Origin of the sequence: Xanthobacter tagetidis (genome assembly GCF_003667445.1) — a bacterium.
Classification (GTDB): Bacteria; Pseudomonadota; Alphaproteobacteria; order Rhizobiales; family Xanthobacteraceae; genus Xanthobacter; species Xanthobacter tagetidis.
Genome location: NZ_RCTF01000010.1, coordinates 169,366 through 184,777, shown reverse-complemented (window position 1 = coordinate 184,777; position 15,412 = coordinate 169,366). Strand labels below are relative to the sequence as shown.

Genomic DNA, 15,412 nt, shown 5'->3' with positions numbered 1-15,412 from the left:
CATCCGCTCCGGCGCCGGCCCCCGCCGCTGCGCCCGCAGCCAAGCCGGCCGCCGCGCCTGCGTCGACGGCCGCGAAGCCTGCCGCGGGCGGAGCGCCCTCCAGCCAGACGCTGTGCGCCGAGGAGTGGAAGAGCGCGAAGGCGGCCGGCAAGCTGCCGGCCGGCGCCACCTGGCCCAAATACTACAGCGAGTGCGCCGCACGCCTGTCCGCTGCGACACCCACCGCGACGCCCGCAGGGGCTGCCGCGCCGCCCGCCGCCGCCCCGGCTGCCGTGGCCAAGCCGGCAGCGGCTCCGGCAGCAAGCGCCGGCTATAGCAGCCAGACGCTGTGCGCCGAGGAATGGAAGCAGGCGAAGGCCTCCGGCAAGCTGCCGGCCGGCGCCACCTGGCCGAAATTCTACAGCGACTGTGCCGCGCGGCTTGCCGCAGGCACGCCCGCCGCTGCCTCGCCGGCCGCCGCTCCCGCCGCCGCGAAGCCGGGCGCACCCGCTGCCGCCAAGCCCGTCTCTGCGGCTCCAGCCTCTCCGGCCGCCGCCAAGCCCGGCACCAAGCCAGCCGCCACCCCCGCCGCGGTGGACGACGACGAGGACACCGGCGAGGGCGTGCGCGAGCCGACGCCGGGCCAGCTCGCCGCGCGCGAGCGCATGAAGGAATGCGGCGCGCAGTGGCGCACCCAGAAGGAGGCGGGCAAGATTCCGGACGGCCAGACCTGGCCGCAATACTGGAGCGCCTGCAACAAGCGCCTGAAGGCTGCCGCCGCCCGCTGAGGCGGGGCGGCGGCGCGCGGCGCCGGCTCAGGCGCCGGTGAAGCGGGGCGCGCGTTTCTCGGCGAAGGCGAGACGGCCTTCCCGATAGTCCGCGCTGGCATTGGCGAGGGCGGCGGCGCGGCGCGCCTCCGCCAGCACCTGGTGCGGGGCGCCCTCGGTGGCGCGGATCGAGAGCTTGGCGGCGCGCAGCGTTAGGGGCGCGTTCTCCGCCATGCGCTGGGCCATGCGCTGGGCCTCCGCTTCCGCCTCGGCGCCCGGCAGGCACCTGTCCACGGCGCCGACGGCCTCGGCCCGGGCCGCACCCATGCGCTCGGCCGTGTAGAACATCGCGCGCACGCTTTGGCCGCCGAACACGCGCGCCAACCGGGCGAAGCCCCGCGGATCATAGCCGAGCCCGAGGCGGGCGGCGGGAATGGCGAAGAAGGCGTCGTCCGCGGCGATCCTCAAGTCGCAGCTCGCCGCGAGCGCGGCACCCGCCCCGACGCAGGCGCCGCGAACCAGCGCGAGCGTGGGGAAAGGCAGGCCTTCGATCGCCGAGCAAGCGGTCTCCACGATGTCGTCATAGCTCTGCGCGCCGGCCGCATCCGGGCGCGCCGTGTCGAAATCCGAGATGTCGGCGCCGCCGGAAAAGGCGAGATCGCCCTCGCCGCGCAGCATCGCGACGCGGATATCGGCCCGCCCCCCGGCCTCGGCGGCGAATGCGCTCAGCGCCCGCCACATGCCGCTGGAAACGGCGTTGCGCCGCTCGGGATTGGACAGGACGAGCCGGGCGATGCCGCCTTCGACCGAAATTGCGATGGTCCCCGCCAACTGCGCCTCCCTGTGCTGCCCCTGCGATCCGGCATGGTGCACCAAGGGACGATGCGCGCGCCCTTCGCTGGCGCCGTGCCGGAGCAGATCGGCCGGCCGCCCGATCTCGTCGCGGCGCGGGCCTTGGGGAAGACATATGCCCCAATCGCTGCCGCAAGGCCATGCGTTCGGATGCGCGCGATGCGGACTGCCGGGCGGAAGGGGTCGCGCCGCAGCGGGTGCGAAAGAGCATATGGGAAGCAGGCGCGGGTGCCGGTCCGGGGCTCGGGAAGGGAGCCGGGACGATGCCGCGAGGCACCGTCCCGTCCCTACGGGCGCCGGTCAGGGCTTGGCACCCGAAGGAAATTGGCCACGCGGCGGGCCCTCGCGTCTTCTGTGACGAGTTCGTGATGCGACTTCAAGCGAAAAATGTCGATCATCGCCAACAAATTCAACCACTGGTAACTGAATGGTCTGTGCCCCCGTGCAACCCGCCGGAGCCGCTGATCGAGAGCGTGGCTGTCCTCGTAGAGCCGCTGGCGCTCATTCCTTCCGGAACAGCAGGTTTGCCAGAAAACCCACGATGAGACTGCCGAGCGCGACGGAAATACCATAAAGAATACCGTTGGTATGGGCGAAAGACGCAATACTCTGCTCGAATCCTGAACGGGCGACCTCGAAGTGCGTGCGCGCCTCGCCGGTCACGCGGCCGTCGCGAAGCACCTTCACATGCACCTCGTAGCGGCCGATGGGCGCGTGGCCGGGCAGCCGGAGCTGCGCCTGGAACACGTTCGGGGCGAGCAGCACGACGCCCCCCGGGTCTTCCTGGTAGAGCGCGTGTGCGGCCTGGATGCGCAGGAAGGCGGTGCGGAACGGGTCCGAGGCCACCACGTCCGCGAAGTCGGGTCCCACCCGCTGGACCAGCAGGAAGCGGTCGAGGCCGATCTGTTCGGCACGCAGCACTTCGGGCGCGGCGAACGTCGGCGCCGGCCGGCTCGACATGACGCTCAGGAACCCCGGAACGTCGAGGAAGGCGCGGCTGTCGGTGTTCATCCACAGCCCGATCACCTGCGACTTGCGCCAGGTGAGGAAGGTCTGCGTGGGCCCGCGCACGGTGATCACCACGTCGGGTGGCGGGGTTCCGGCGCCCTTCGCCTCGGCGACGCCGAAGATGGCGAGGTCGGCGCCCGCGAAGCTGGAGGTGATCAGCACCTCGCCCTGGGAGATCGACAGCACGACGCTCTCGGCGCGTGCCGCACCCGATGCGGCTGCGCCGGCAAGGACGCAGAGGAGCGCCGCGGCGAGCCGGCGTCCGGCGCGGCTGCGGGGGCCGCTCATGGCGGTCCCTCCACCGGCGCGACGATGAAGGCGTCCGCGGGCGGGCGCACCAGATCGGCGGCGACGCGGATCGCCACCGAGAGCACCAGGAGCCCGAGCAGCAGCCGCAGATATTCCGGCCGCATGGTCTGGCCGGCGCGGGCGCCGAACTGGGCGCCCACCGTGCCGCCGATCATCAGCACCAAGGCGAGCACCGCATCCACCGTGCCGTTCGCCTGCGCGTGCAGCACGGTGGCCGCCGTCATGGTGACGAGCGTGAGCACCAGCGAGGTGCCCACCGAGGTCTGGGTCGGCACGCGCAGCATGTAGATCAGCGCCGGCACCAGGATGAAGCCGCCGCCGACGCCCAGCACCGCGCCCAGGAGGCCGATGACGAAGCCGAGCACCACCACGGGGATCGCCGAGACATAGATGCGCGAGCGCCGGAAGCGCATCTTCAGCGGCAGCCGCATGAACCAGGAATGGGTGCCCGGGCGCCGCACCTGGGGCTGCCCGCCGCGCCGGGTCCGGGCGATGGCGCGCACGCTCTCGGTCAGCATCATCGCGCCGATGGCGCCGAGCAGCGCGGTGTAGGACAGGGCGATGGCGAGATCCACCTGGCCGATGCGGCGCAGGAAGGCGAACAGCGCCACGCCCGCCGTCGTGCCCACGAGCCCGCCCGAGAGCAGCACTCCCGACAGCGTCAGGTCGACCATGCCCTTGCGCAGGTAGGAGAGTGCGCCGGAGAAGGACGAGGCCGCCATGTAGGGCGACACGCTTGCCACCGCCACGGCGGGCGGTACGCCGGTGAAGATGAGCAGGGGAGTCATCAGGAACCCGCCGCCCACCCCGAACATCCCGGAGATGAAACCAACGGCCAAACCCATGGCGAATATGGTGAAAATGGCAACCGGCAGCTCGGCGATGGGCAGGTAGATCGTCACGGAGGGGTCCTGATGACGGAGCGGCGGGCCGATGGCGCAGAGGATGAGACGCGCTTTACGGCATCGCGGCGGGCATTTGAAGGCCCTTCCGCCCCACGCCAGAAATAATTTATTTAATCAAATCAATGGGTTTACTTTCAGCGCGCCGGCATGGCGCCCGCTGTGCCTTGGCGGTGGACAGCGTGCCCCCGCGGAGGAAGATGGCTTGTTGCATGATTGCGCGCGCGCAATCATGCGGCCCGGGTGGCCGAGGGGGCATTGTGCCGAAGCTTGAAACCTACGCGTTCTTCGGTGATGTCCTGGACACCCTGGACGTGGCGGTGTGCCTGTTCGACCCGGACGACAGGACGGTTCTCTGGAACGACGCATTCCTGCGCTTCTTTCCCGAGCATGCGGGCCATGTCCATCCGGGCGAGCCCTATCGCGACAATCTCCTGCGCTTCTATCGCGGGCGGCTTTCCCCCGGGGAACTGGCCAATATCGAGCGCTATATCGCGGAAGGCATCGAGCGCCACCGGACCCAGACGCGCCCGTTCGTGTTCAGCCATCTCGGCCGGCGCCTGCGCGTCGCGTCCCAGGCCACCGGCGACGGCTACCGCGTGCGCATCTGGCAGGATATCGCGCCGGAGCAGGCGGCGCCGGCGCATGGCGCGCTGTGGGCGGACTTTCCCATCGACCTGCTCAACTTCATCGCCGACGGCGCCATGGTGCTGGACGGCGAGGACCGGATCGTCGCCACCAATGACGAGTTCCGCACGCTCTACGACGTGCCGGAGGAACGCTCGGTCATCGGCCTGACCTTCGCCGAGGTGGTGCGCGAGGCGTGCCTGAAGGCCGGCCAGGAAGACCGCGCCGCCGAGGCGTCGGCGCTCGACAACCTGCGTTTTGCCGGCGCACCGTTCGAGATCAGTCTGCCGGGCGGGCGCTGGCGGCGGGTGATCGCGCGCCGCTCGGCCAGCGGCGTCGGCTTCTTCACCCATTCCGACATCACCGTGCTCAAGCGCCAGCAGGCGGAGCTGAAGCGGGCGATGGACGAACTCTCCACAATCGCCGCCACCGACGTGCTCACCGGCCTCGCCAACCGTCGCCGGTTCGACCAGGCGTTGACCGAGCATTGGGCGAAATCCATCAGCGGCGGGGGGCCGGTGGCGGTGATGCTGATCGACCTCGATCACTTCAAGGCGGTCAACGACACCTTCGGCCACGCCGCGGGCGACGAATGCCTGCGCCGCGTGGCGGCGGCGGTTCAGGAGGCGATGACGCCCTCGGCGGACGTCGCCGCGCGCTATGGCGGCGAGGAATTCGCCGTGCTGCTGCCGAACGCGACCGGCGAGGAGGCGATGGCGGTCGCGCGCAGCATGCGCCGTTCTCTGCGCATGGTGGACTGGACGCGCATCGATCCGCTCCTTGATCGGCTGACCGTCAGCATCGGCATCTGCGCGGTGCGCCGGCCGTCCGCGATCGCCACCGTGGAGGCGATGAAGCTCGCCGACGACATGCTCTACCGCGCCAAGAACGGCGGCCGCGACCGGATCGACCTCATCGAGGCCTAAGGCGGCCGCCTCCGCGGGCCTGGGCGGCGAAGGCGACCAGCAGGTCGCCGAGCGCGCGCTCCATGCAAGCGGTGCCGACGCCGATCGGGCGTCCGGTGCGGCCGGGCAGGTGGACGAACACCACGGGCGCGCGGCCAGCGGCTCCCAGCGCCCGGAAATAGGCGGCGTTGCACAGATAGCGCCCGGCATCGCGCGACAGGTGTGCCGGCACGCCGTGGCGCCCCAGCGCCGCCAGCAGCGGCGCAAGGCGCGCCGAGGCGGTCCGCACCGGCGCTTCGCCCGGCGCGAGGAGCGGGCCGGGCGGATAGGCCTTGGCGGCGTCCGGCGCCGCACGGGCGGCGTTCACCGCGCGGGCCTCGATCGAAACCTGCCGGCGGCGCGCGGCGACACCCAGCAGGAGCACCGCCGCCGGTTTCTCCTGCGCGATCAGGGTGCCGAGCCCGTCGAGGCCGTCCCAGCGCGTGGGCAGCACCGCCAGCTTCACCTCGAAGGGCGCCAGAGCCGGCCGGCGCAGCCGCGTCAGCCGGCGCGCGAGGACGGCGGAAGGGTTCGCCGGCACGCCGGGGAACGGGCCGAAGCCGGTGACGAGGAGGACGGGCCGGCTCATGCCCGCCTCACAGTCCGATCAGGCCGGCGATCTCCGCCGCCGCCAGAGCCGGGGCGAGCGTGCCGTCAGCCACCTGCCGCTCCAGCTCCGGCAGGCGCGCCTTCACCGCCGGATCGTGGGTGACGCGCGCGGCGAGGCGCTCGTTGAGCAGGGTCCACATCCAGCGCACCTGCTGGGTTCGGCGGGTGGCGGCGAAGGCCCCGGCCGCCTCGCATTTCCTGCGGTGCAGTTCCACCTGCTCCCAGATGTCGGCGATGCCGGCGCCGGTCAGGGCGGAATAGATAAGCACCGGCGGCGCCCAGTGCTCGGTGCGCGGGCCGAGCAGGTGCAGCGCGGCGCGGTATTCGCCGGCGGCGGCCCTGGCGCGGGCGATATTGTCGCCGTCCGCCTTGTTCACGGCGACGATGTCGGCAAGCTCGAGCACGCCCTTCTTGATGCCCTGCAGCTCGTCGCCGGCGCCCGGCAGCATCAGGACGAGGAAGGTATCCGTGAGGTCGGCGACCGCGGTCTCCGACTGGCCGACGCCCACCGTCTCCACCAGCACCACGTCGAAGCCGGCCGCCTCGCACAGCAGCATGGTCTCGCGCGTCTTGGCGGCGATGCCGCCGAGCGTGCCGCTGGAGGGCGAGGGCCGAATGAAGGCGTTCGGGTCGACCGAGAGCCGCGCCATGCGCGTCTTGTCCCCGAGGATGGAGCCGCCGGTGCGCGTGGAGGAGGGGTCCACCGCAAGCACCGCCACCTTGTGGCCCCTGCCGGTCAGATAGGTCCCGAGCGCGTCGATGGTGGTCGACTTGCCGACGCCCGGCACCCCGGTGATGCCGATGCGCAGCGCGCCGCCGGTGCGCGGCAGCAGCCCCTGGAGCAGGGCCTCGGCGCGCTGGCGGTGGTCCGGCCGGCGCGATTCCACCAGCGTGATGGCGCGCGCCAGCGCGGCCCGCTCCCCGTTCGCCACGCGCGCAGCGAGCGCCGCATCGTCCTCGTGTCGCACCAACGCCTGTCCCTTTCTCGTCCGTCTCGTCGCGCCGGGAACTTGTGGCGCCCGGTCTGCGTTGTCCCGGCATCTTCCAACCATTGAGAGGACGAGCCATGAACTGGGATCGCATCGAGGGCAACTGGAAGCAGATCTCCGGCAACGTCAAGACGCAGTGGGGCAAGCTCACCGACGATGACCTGACGCAGATCAACGGCAACCGCGAGATCCTGGAAGGCAAGCTCCAGGAGCGCTACGGCTATGCCAAGGACGAGGTGAAGCGCCAGATCGACACCTGGTCCACCAACGTCCGTACCATGTGAAACCTTCCCCCGGTCCGGGCCTAGTCCCCTGGTACCGGTCGGAGGAAGCACCGGCGCCGTCCCGTCCTCAGGATGGGGCGGCGCCTTTTTCATGCGCCGTTTCTGCCGCTCCGAGGCGTCTTATGCCGGAGGCGTCCAGCCCGGCCAGCGCTGCCTTGGCGCTGATGCCGAAGGCCGAGAAATCCGGCGCGATCTCCACCAGCGGCACCAGCACGAAGGCGCGCTCCATGAGGCGCGGATGGGGGATCTCTAGGTCCGCCTCGGCAATCGTCTCGCCGTCGAACCACAGGATGTCGATGTCGATGCGGCGCGGGCCGTAGCGCACTTCGCGCGCGCGGTCGCGGCCGAGCTGCCGCTCGATGGCGAGCGCAAGCTCCAGCAGCGCGCGTGGTCCCACCGGAGAGGCCACCTCCACCACCTGGTTGAGATAGGGCCCCTGCGGCACCGGGCCCCAGGGCGGCGTCTCGTAGAGCGAGGAGACGGCGGTCAACCGCACGCCGGCGGCCTCAAGCCGCACGCGCGCCTCGCCCAGCGCCAGCGCGCGGTCGCCCACGTTCGAGCCGAGGCACAGGAAGGCGCGCCGGGATAGGGCCTCAGCGGGCATCGCGGATCGCCTCGGCGACGCGCAGCGCCTGGACATGGGCGGCGACATCGTGCACCCGCACGATCTCCACCCCGGCCATGGCGCCGATGACGTTGGAGGCGATGGTGCCCGGCAGGCGCTCCGACGGCTCGGTGGCGATGACCTTGCCGATCAGCGACTTGCGCGAGGTGCCGAGCAGCAGCGGAAGGCCGAGCACGCGCAGTTCCGGCAGGCGGCGGATGGCGGCAAGGTTCTGCGGGAAGCTCTTGCCGAAGCCGATGCCGGGATCGAGCACGATCTTCTCGCGCTTCACGCCCGCTCTGTCGGCCCGCTCCAGCGCACGCGCGAAGAAGGCGAGCATGTCGGCGACGATGTCGAGGCTCTCGTCCACCTCGGTGCGGTTGTGCATGACCACGGCGGCGGCGTCGTGGTCCGCCACCACCCGCGCCATGTCGGGATCGTGCATGAAGCCCCAGACGTCGTTGACGATGACGGCGCCGGCCTCCAGCGCCCGGCGGGCGACCGAGGCCTTGGTGGTATCCACCGACACCGGCAATGCGGTTTCCGCCGCGAGGCGCTCCAGCACGGGACCGATGCGCGCCCATTCCTCGTCCGCCGGAACCGGCGTGTGGCCGGGGCGGGTGGATTCCCCGCCGACATCCAGGATGTCGGCACCTTCCTGCGCCAGCCGCCGCGCGGTGGCGAGCGCGTCGTCCGGCGCGGCGCTGCGGCCGCCGTCAGAGAATGAATCCGGCGTCACGTTCAGGATGCCCATGACGAGCGTGCGCGGGCCGAGCGTCAGCGTGCGGCCGCAGGCGAGAAGGGGTCGGGGTGCGATGGGATCCATGGTGCGCCGCAGGAACAGGGGCGGCCACTGAAGCCCCTGGCGGCGGATGTGGCAAGGGCGGGGGGCGTTTAGACGGATTCGCCTGGAACGGGATTGGCCGCCTTCGGCGAAGTCTTTGCGCTGGGCCCCGGCTCTCCTTCCACGGCGCGGGGCGCCGTTCCAGTCGGCCGGGGCACGCAGGCGTTCACCAGCCAAGCGACGGCACAGCCGCCGCCGTTCCCCGTCCCAGCGACGGCGCAGCCGGAGCGCCGAGCCGGGGTCCAGCGCAAGACTCCTGCGCAGCAGGCAATGCCCTCTCTACCATCCGCCGCCGATCCACCCGCCTTGTGGCCGCCTCGGGCCGATGCTATGCGGCGCGGATGACCGCCAGCGCCCAGAAGCATATCCGCAACTTCTCCATCGTCGCCCATATCGACCACGGGAAGTCGACCCTCGCCGACCGGCTGATCCAGATCACCGGCGGGCTCTCCGAGCGCGAGATGACGGAGCAGGTGCTCGACAGCATGGACATCGAGCGCGAGCGCGGCATCACCATCAAGGCGCAGACCGTGCGCCTCTCCTACAAGGCGCACGACGGCGAGACCTACGTCCTCAACCTCATCGACACCCCCGGGCACGTGGATTTCGCCTATGAGGTGAACCGCTCGCTCGCCGCCGTGGAGGGCTCGCTCTTGGTGGTGGACGCCTCCCAGGGCGTCGAGGCGCAGACGCTCGCCAACGTCTACCAGGCCATCGACAACAACCACGACATCGTGCCGGTGCTCAACAAGGTGGACCTGCCCGCCGCCGAGCCGGAGAAGGTGAAGGCGCAGATCGAGGACGTGATCGGCCTCGACGCGTCGGACGCCATCGGCATCTCCGCCAAGACCGGCCTCAATGTCGATCAGGTGCTGGAGGCCATCGTCACCCGCCTGCCGCCCCCCATGGGCGACCGCGACGCGCCGCTGAAGGCGCTGCTGGTGGACTCTTGGTACGACACCTATCTCGGCGTCGTGGTGCTGGTGCGCATCATCGACGGCGTGCTCAGGAAGGGCCAGCGCATCAAGATGATGGCCGCCGACGCCACCTATGACGTGGACCGGGTGGGCGTGTTCACCCCCAAGATGGTGGTGCTGAACGAGCTGGGACCGGGCGAGATCGGCTTCCTCAACGGCTCCATCAAGGAAGTTGCGGACACCCGCGTCGGCGACACCATCACCGAGGAAAAGCGCCCCTGCGCGGAGATGCTGCCGGGCTTCAAGCCGGCGCAGCCGGTGGTGTTCTGCGGCCTCTTCCCGGTGGATGCGGCCCAGTTCGAGGATCTGCGCGCCGCCATGGGCAAGCTGCGCCTCAACGACGCCAGCTTCTCCTTCGAGATGGAGACCTCGGCCGCGCTCGGCTTCGGCTTCCGCTGCGGCTTCCTCGGGCTGCTGCACCTGGAGATCATCCAGGAGCGGCTGGAGCGCGAGTTCAACCTCGACCTGATCGCCACCGCCCCCTCGGTGATCTACCAGATCGAGATGACGGACGGCTCCACCATCGATTTGCACAATCCGGCCGACATGCCGGACGTGGTGAAGATCGAGGAGATCCGCGAGCCCTGGATTCGCGCCACCATCCTGACCCCGGACGACTATCTCGGCAGCGTGCTCAAGCTCTGCCAGGACCGGCGCGGCAACCAGATCGAGCTGACCTACGTGGGCGCGCGCGCCATGGTCACCTATGACCTGCCGCTGAACGAGGTGGTGTTCGACTTCTACGACCGGCTGAAGTCCATCTCCAAGGGCTACGCCTCGTTCGACTACCAGATCACCGAATACCGCACCGGCGACCTCGTGAAGATGTCGATCCTGGTGAACGGCGAGCCGGTGGACGCGCTCTCCATGCTGGTGCACCGCGGCCGTGCCGACGCGCGGGGCCGGGTGATGTGCGAGAAGCTGAAGGACCTGATCCCGCAGCATCTGTTCAATATCCCGATCCAGGCCGCCATCGGCGCCAAGATCATCGCCCGCGAGACCATCAAGGCCCTCCGCAAGGACGTGACCGCCAAGTGCTATGGCGGCGACATCTCCCGCAAGCGCAAGCTTCTGGACAAGCAGAAGGAGGGCAAGAAGAAGATGCGCCAGTTCGGCAAGGTGGAGATCCCCCAGGAGGCCTTCATCGCCGCGCTCAAGATGGACGAGTGATTCCGGCACGTCGCTTGCTTGCCTGAACTGCGCCGGCTCAGGGCCGGAGCGGCAGGGGAGAGCGGGCGTGACGGCAGGGGTGGCGAGCGAGGCTTCGGCCTATGGCCTTCAGGCGGTGGTCGAGGAGGTGCACGCCCGCGCTCTGCCGGACGGTTCCGGGCATCTGGCCGACTATATTCCCGAACTGGCACAGGTTTCGCCCGACGCCTTCGGCCTCGCGGTCGCCACCACGGACGGGCATCTGTGCAGCGCGGGCGATGCCGATGCGCCCTTCACCATCCAGTCCATTTCAAAGGCATTCGCCTATTGCATCGCCCTTGAGCTCCTGGGCCGCGACAAGGTGCTGGAGCATGTGGGGGTGGAGCCCTCGGGCGACGCCTTCAACGCCATCGTGTTCGATCCGGCGACCAACCGGCCCTACAACCCCATGGTCAATGCCGGCGCCATCGCGGTGGCGGGGCTGATCCAGGCCCATGCCGGTGCCGAGGCCTTCGATCTGGTGCTCGACCGCCTGTCCGCCGCCGCCGGCCGGCCGCTCGACATGGATGACGCGGTCTACCGCTCCGAGGCGACGACGGGCCATCGCAACAAGGGCATCGCCCACCTCTTGCGCGCGACCGGCGCGATCCGCGGCGATGCGGACGCGGCGGTGGACCTCTATTTCCGCGTGTGCGCGATCCGCGTCACCGCCGCCAACCTCGCCCGCATGGGTGCGACGCTCGCCAATATCGGCGAGAACCCGGTGACCGGCCGCGCGGCGTTCGCGGTGGACGCGGTGCGTGCCACGCTGTCGGTGATGTTCACCTGCGGCATGTACGATTATGCGGGCAACTGGGCGTTAGACGTGGGCGTGCCGGCGAAAAGCGGGGTGGGCGGCGGCATCCTCGGGGTGGTGAACCGTCAGCTCGGCATCGGCACCTTCTCCCCGCGGCTCGATGCCAAGGGCAATTCGGCGCGCGGCATCCGCGCCTTCCACGAACTCGCCGAGGAACTGGGGCTCCACGTGTTCGATCCCACCAACCGGGGATCGGCACTGCTCGGCGTATTCAGGAGCTGAGGCCGCCCGCGCCTACCAGCGATAGGTGGCGGAGGCGATGACGGTGCGGCCCTGCTGCCAGAACAAGGTGCCCTCGTTCGCCAGCGCCTCCTGCTGGTTGAACAGGTTGCGGGCATTCAGCGCGAGCTTCCAGGCGTCCTTCTGGAAATAGAGCGCGGCATCGACGGGGAACTGGGCCGGGTTCTTGGTGGTGTTGAGGTTGTCGGCCCAATAGGGCCCGATGAAGCGGACGCCGGCGCCCACCCCGAAGCCCGCCAGCGGCCCGTGCTCGACCATGTATTTCATCCACAGCGAGGCGACGTTCTCCGGCATGTTCACCGGCGTCTTGCCCATCAGCACCGGGTCGGTGCTGCCGGTGATCTGGCCGCGGGTGAACGTGTAGGCGGCGGTGAGATCGAGCCCGTCCGCGAGCTGGACCACCGCCTCCGCCTCGAAGCCGCGCACCCGCACGTTGCCGACGGCGGTGTAGAACATGCCCACCGGGTCCGGCACGGCATAGTTGCTCTGGGTGATCTGGTAGGCGGCGGCGGTGAAGCGGCTGCGGCTGCCGGGCGGCTGATACTTGAGGCCCGCCTCGTATTGCTCGCCGGTGGAGGAGGGCAGCAGCAGGCCGAACTGGTCCAGGTTGTTGGAGGGCAGGAACGAGGTGGCGTAGCTCGCATAGGGCGACAGGCCGAAATCGAACGCATAGAGCAGCCCCGCCTGCCAGGTGAAGGTCTGCTCGTCCAGCGTGGTGGAAACGTTGAGGCGCGGCGCGCTCTGCGACTGGCCGGTGAAGTCCTGGCGGCCGGCGATGGTGAAATGCCAGCCGTCGCCGAACGTCATCTGGTCCTGGAGGTAGAAGCCGATCTGGTCGAGCGTGATGCGGTTGGTCAGGGCCGGCGACGGCAGGTATCCCCGGTCCGGCGCTCCGGGATCGAGCAGGCTGACCGGGGCGATGAGCGGGCTGTAGGCGAGGCCGTAATTGGTGGAGCCCCAGCCGTAGTCGAGGCCCGCCAGCACCTTGTGCCGGACCGGTCCGGCCTCGAACCGGGTCTCCACTTGCGTGTCGGCGACGAACATGGACAGGTTCTCCCTCAGCGACGTGCCGTAGACGCCGATATAGGGTCCGCTGTTGATCCCCGTGGGCATCAGCCACGAGCTCTCGTTCTCGATCCGGCCGTAGCGCAGGTTCTGGCGCAGGGTCACCATGTCGTTGAGGTCGTGCTCCAGGCGGTAGCCGATCTGCTGCTGGGTCTGGCTGATGGTGTTGAAGGAGGTGCCGAGCGGCACCTTCGTGAGCACGCCGCCTGTCTCGTAGAACAGCCGGCTGCTCGGCAGCTCCGTGCCGAGCACGCTGGCGAGCACGGTGAGGCGCGTGGTGTCGTTCTGGAACGTCATCGCTGGCGCGAGGAAATACTCGTCATTGTCGGTGTAGGGCCGGTTGCCGTCGGCGGCGCGGGCGACGCCGGTCAGGCGGAAGAGCGCGCCGGCGTCCCCGCCGGCGCGGCCGCCGATGTCGAAGGCCGCCTGGAGCCATTGCGGGTCGCCCGCCTGGCCCTGGGCCTCGTAGAAGGTCCGGTCCACCGGCATCCGCGAGATGCGGTCGATGAGGCCGCCCGGCACCATCTGGCCGTAGAGCACGGCGGCCGGGCCCTTGATGATGTCGATCCGCTCCAGCCCGTAGACCTCGGTGCGGAAGTTGGCGAACACCCCGGCGCCCTGGCGCAAGCCGTTGAGATAGTCGCCGCTCGCGGCCACCGGGAAGCCGCGCACATAGATGGTGTCGAAGCGCGGATCGTAGCCATAGGTGCCGCTGACGACGCCAGCCGTGTAGCCGACCGCATCGGTCACGCTCTGCGCGCCGCGGTCCTCGATCTCCTCGCGCGTGACCACGGAGACGGAGCGCGGGGTCAGGAGGATGGGGGTGTCGGTCTTGGTGCCGACGGCGCTCGATCGCGCGAGATAGCCGTCCACCGGCCCCCACGCGCTTTGGCCCTCCACGGTGAGGACGTCGAGCGCGATGTCGTCGGCCCGCAGTCCGGTCGGCGCCAGGCCGGCGAGCGCCAATCCCGTGGCAAGCGCCGCGGCGGCGAGGCGCGTGCCCGTCCGGCGGCGCGGCCGCGCCGGCGCAGTCATGGCGCGGACGCTCATGGTGCGGGAGGTATCGGAATCGGCGCGGACCGGTCGCATCCGCATGGGGTACGATTGCCGTGCCGAGGTTTCAACCCCAGGTGAATGCGTGCCCGCCGCGACATGACGCAGCGGAAATGAAAACGGCCGCCCGAGGGCGGCCGCTCCTGAAGCGATTGTGATGCGCTGCGCTCAGGTGCAGCGCACGAACACCATGGTGCCGTAGCGCTTGGAGATCTCGGGGTCGACCCATTTCAGCACCAGGACCTTGCCGTCGAATCGCAGCACCTGGCGGTCCTTCTCGCTGCCGGGGTCCATGTCGGGCGGGCCGATATAAGTGGGGCCGCCGGCGACCTGCTTGGACACCAACTCGGTGAGCTTGTTGTCGTCGGCGAGATACATCAGCACGCCGCCATTGGGGCCAGCGGAAATGACGTAGGGGTTCGAGCACTGGGCGCGGGCCTGCGTCTCGGTGCGGGCGGCGTCGTCCGGCCGGTGATAGGCGGCAAGGCCCCAGCGTCCGACCAGGCTGTCGGCGGGGATCGGGCTGGTATATTGCACGCGCGCCGGCATGGGGGGCGCGCTGGGCGTGGTCTCGCAGGCGGCGAGGGCGAGCGCGAACGTGACGGCGATCGCCGCGCCCCACGGGCGGCGGACCGCGCCCCGGCGACGTGTCCGATCGCAGGACGTCTCGTGTTCCACCGTCTGTGTCAGCATAAGGCCACTCCGCAACCTACGCGCTTCCTGCGCCCTGGAATTTCGCCTCCCCGTCCCGCCAAGCGGGCGAGCCGGACCATAAAGGCTTCCCGGCGCGCCGTCGACCTGGGGAGCCGACTTTGGCCCCGGCTGGGGAATGACGCTGCGGCATCGCCCCCGCGGCCGTGGACATAAAAGAATCCTAGCTGCGGCTTGGTTACCGATTGGTATGCACCCGCCACCTGTGCCGTCGCGCCTTGACGTCGGGCGGGCGGCCCACTATCTCCGCCGCGAGCTTGGCACTCTCCAAACCGGAGTGCCAGAACCGGCGGGATCGCCCGCCCCCAAGCGCCGAGAGGAAAAATCCCATGGCCTTCCGTCCCCTGCACGACCGCGTCGTCGTCAAGCGCATCGAAGCCGAGCAGAAGACCGCTGGCGGCATCATCATCCCCGACACCGCCAAGGAAAAGCCCCAGGAGGGCGAAGTGGTGGCGGTGGGCGCCGGCGCCCGCGACGAGGCCGGCAAGCTCGTGCCGCTCGACGTGAAGGCCGGCGACCGCGTGCTGTTCGGCAAGTGGTCCGGCACCGAGGTGAAGATCGACGGCGAGGATCTCCTCATCATGAAGGAGAGCGACATCCTCGGCGTGATCGCCAAGTAGGCCGCACGCCGCTCCATTCCCGA

The 15,412-nt window shown here is 70.0% G+C and carries 15 protein-coding genes; 6 read left to right on the top strand and 9 right to left on the bottom strand.

Annotated elements, in window-relative coordinates:
- On the top strand, positions 1 to 767 hold a 767-nt coding region (locus tag D9R14_RS23155; RefSeq protein WP_210210852.1), incomplete at its 5' end, for a hypothetical protein.
- 27 nt (positions 768 to 794) lie between these two features.
- On the opposite strand, the gene D9R14_RS13845 is transcribed toward D9R14_RS23155, so the two are convergent.
- The 3 genes from D9R14_RS13845 to D9R14_RS13835 all read right to left on the bottom strand — a co-directional run bounded on the left by D9R14_RS13845 (position 795) and on the right by D9R14_RS13835 (position 3,817).
- A complete protein-coding gene (locus tag D9R14_RS13845; protein WP_121623913.1) occupies positions 795 to 1,577 on the bottom strand; it encodes an enoyl-CoA hydratase-related protein in 783 nt (260 codons plus the stop codon).
- 522 nt (positions 1,578 to 2,099) lie between these two features.
- Positions 2,100 to 2,894 carry a TIGR02186 family protein gene (locus tag D9R14_RS13840; protein ID WP_121623912.1) on the bottom strand — a complete coding sequence of 265 codons (795 nt, stop codon included), beginning with the start codon at positions 2,892 to 2,894 and terminating at the stop codon, positions 2,100 to 2,102.
- Complete coding sequence (locus tag D9R14_RS13835; protein ID WP_121623911.1) at positions 2,891 to 3,817, bottom strand: sulfite exporter TauE/SafE family protein; 927 nt, start codon at positions 3,815 to 3,817, stop codon at positions 2,891 to 2,893. Before D9R14_RS13835 ends, D9R14_RS13840 begins: the two co-directional genes overlap by 4 nt.
- Before the next feature lie 260 nt (positions 3,818 to 4,077).
- Here D9R14_RS13835 and D9R14_RS13830 point away from each other — a divergent pair, with 260 nt between their 5' ends.
- Positions 4,078 to 5,370 carry a sensor domain-containing diguanylate cyclase gene (locus D9R14_RS13830; protein ID WP_170168618.1) on the top strand — a complete coding sequence of 431 codons (1,293 nt, stop codon included), beginning with the start codon at positions 4,078 to 4,080 and terminating at the stop codon, positions 5,368 to 5,370.
- On the opposite strand, the gene D9R14_RS13825 is transcribed toward D9R14_RS13830, so the two are convergent.
- The gene (locus tag D9R14_RS13825; RefSeq protein ID WP_121623909.1) at positions 5,357 to 5,977 is read right to left on the bottom strand and encodes a pyroglutamyl-peptidase I family protein; all 621 of its coding nucleotides are present in this window, start codon (positions 5,975 to 5,977) and stop codon (positions 5,357 to 5,359) included. The genes D9R14_RS13830 and D9R14_RS13825 overlap by 14 nt on opposite strands.
- Before the next feature lie 7 nt (positions 5,978 to 5,984).
- On the bottom strand, positions 5,985 to 6,965 hold the full coding sequence (gene meaB / locus D9R14_RS13820; RefSeq protein ID WP_245420802.1) for a methylmalonyl Co-A mutase-associated GTPase MeaB: 981 nt from the start codon (positions 6,963 to 6,965) through the stop codon (positions 5,985 to 5,987).
- Positions 6,966 to 7,063: 98 nt separating this feature from the next.
- Here meaB and D9R14_RS13815 point away from each other — a divergent pair, with 98 nt between their 5' ends.
- Entirely contained in the window at positions 7,064 to 7,270 is a 207-nt protein-coding gene (locus D9R14_RS13815; protein WP_121623907.1) for a CsbD family protein, read from the top strand.
- 67 nt (positions 7,271 to 7,337) lie between these two features.
- Here the strand turns inward: D9R14_RS13815 and folK are convergent, their stop codons facing one another.
- Positions 7,338 to 7,874, bottom strand: coding sequence for a 2-amino-4-hydroxy-6-hydroxymethyldihydropteridine diphosphokinase (gene folK, locus D9R14_RS13810; RefSeq protein WP_121623906.1), 537 nt, complete (start codon positions 7,872 to 7,874; stop codon positions 7,338 to 7,340).
- The gene (folP, locus tag D9R14_RS13805) at positions 7,864 to 8,700 is read right to left on the bottom strand and encodes a dihydropteroate synthase (protein WP_121623905.1); all 837 of its coding nucleotides are present in this window, start codon (positions 8,698 to 8,700) and stop codon (positions 7,864 to 7,866) included. Before folP ends, folK begins: the two co-directional genes overlap by 11 nt.
- Before the next feature lie 359 nt (positions 8,701 to 9,059).
- Here folP and lepA point away from each other — a divergent pair, with 359 nt between their 5' ends.
- Both lepA and glsA read left to right on the top strand, forming a co-directional pair.
- Positions 9,060 to 10,865 carry a translation elongation factor 4 gene (gene lepA / locus D9R14_RS13800; RefSeq protein WP_121623904.1) on the top strand — a complete coding sequence of 602 codons (1,806 nt, stop codon included), beginning with the start codon at positions 9,060 to 9,062 and terminating at the stop codon, positions 10,863 to 10,865.
- 67 nt (positions 10,866 to 10,932) lie between these two features.
- The gene (gene glsA, locus D9R14_RS13795; RefSeq protein ID WP_121623903.1) at positions 10,933 to 11,922 is read left to right on the top strand and encodes a glutaminase A; all 990 of its coding nucleotides are present in this window, start codon (positions 10,933 to 10,935) and stop codon (positions 11,920 to 11,922) included.
- 12 nt (positions 11,923 to 11,934) lie between these two features.
- Here the strand turns inward: glsA and D9R14_RS13790 are convergent, their stop codons facing one another.
- Together D9R14_RS13790 and D9R14_RS13785 are read right to left on the bottom strand one after the other, a co-directional pair.
- The gene (locus D9R14_RS13790; protein ID WP_147453031.1) at positions 11,935 to 14,040 is read right to left on the bottom strand and encodes a TonB-dependent siderophore receptor; all 2,106 of its coding nucleotides are present in this window, start codon (positions 14,038 to 14,040) and stop codon (positions 11,935 to 11,937) included.
- A gap of 186 nt (positions 14,041 to 14,226) precedes the next feature.
- Positions 14,227 to 14,751: a hypothetical protein gene (locus D9R14_RS13785; RefSeq protein WP_121623901.1), complete on the bottom strand. Its 525-nt coding sequence runs from the start codon at positions 14,749 to 14,751 to the stop codon at positions 14,227 to 14,229.
- A 347-nt stretch (positions 14,752 to 15,098) separates the two neighbouring features.
- Between D9R14_RS13785 and groES the strand changes: the two genes are divergently transcribed.
- Positions 15,099 to 15,389, top strand: coding sequence for a co-chaperone GroES (groES, locus tag D9R14_RS13780; RefSeq protein WP_121623900.1), 291 nt, complete (start codon positions 15,099 to 15,101; stop codon positions 15,387 to 15,389).
- Positions 15,390 to 15,412 lie beyond the last annotated feature (23 nt).

Excerpts from the sequence above, each read along its gene's own strand:
- D9R14_RS13840 (WP_121623912.1), bottom strand. The coding sequence starts at position 2,894 with ATGAGCGGCCCCCGCAGCCGCGCCGGACGCCGGCTCGCCGCGGCGCTC.
- D9R14_RS13825 (WP_121623909.1), bottom strand. The coding sequence starts at position 5,977 with ATGAGCCGGCCCGTCCTCCTCGTCACCGGCTTCGGCCCGTTCCCCGGC.
- D9R14_RS13815 (WP_121623907.1), top strand. The coding sequence starts at position 7,064 with ATGAACTGGGATCGCATCGAGGGCAACTGGAAGCAGATCTCCGGCAAC.
- folK (WP_121623906.1), bottom strand. The coding sequence starts at position 7,874 with ATGCCCGCTGAGGCCCTATCCCGGCGCGCCTTCCTGTGCCTCGGCTCG.
- folP (WP_121623905.1), bottom strand. The coding sequence starts at position 8,700 with ATGGATCCCATCGCACCCCGACCCCTTCTCGCCTGCGGCCGCACGCTG.
- lepA (WP_121623904.1), top strand. The coding sequence starts at position 9,060 with ATGACCGCCAGCGCCCAGAAGCATATCCGCAACTTCTCCATCGTCGCC.
- D9R14_RS13790 (WP_147453031.1), bottom strand. The coding sequence starts at position 14,040 with ATGACTGCGCCGGCGCGGCCGCGCCGCCGGACGGGCACGCGCCTCGCC.
- D9R14_RS13785 (WP_121623901.1), bottom strand. The coding sequence starts at position 14,751 with ATGCTGACACAGACGGTGGAACACGAGACGTCCTGCGATCGGACACGT.
- groES (WP_121623900.1), top strand. The coding sequence starts at position 15,099 with ATGGCCTTCCGTCCCCTGCACGACCGCGTCGTCGTCAAGCGCATCGAA.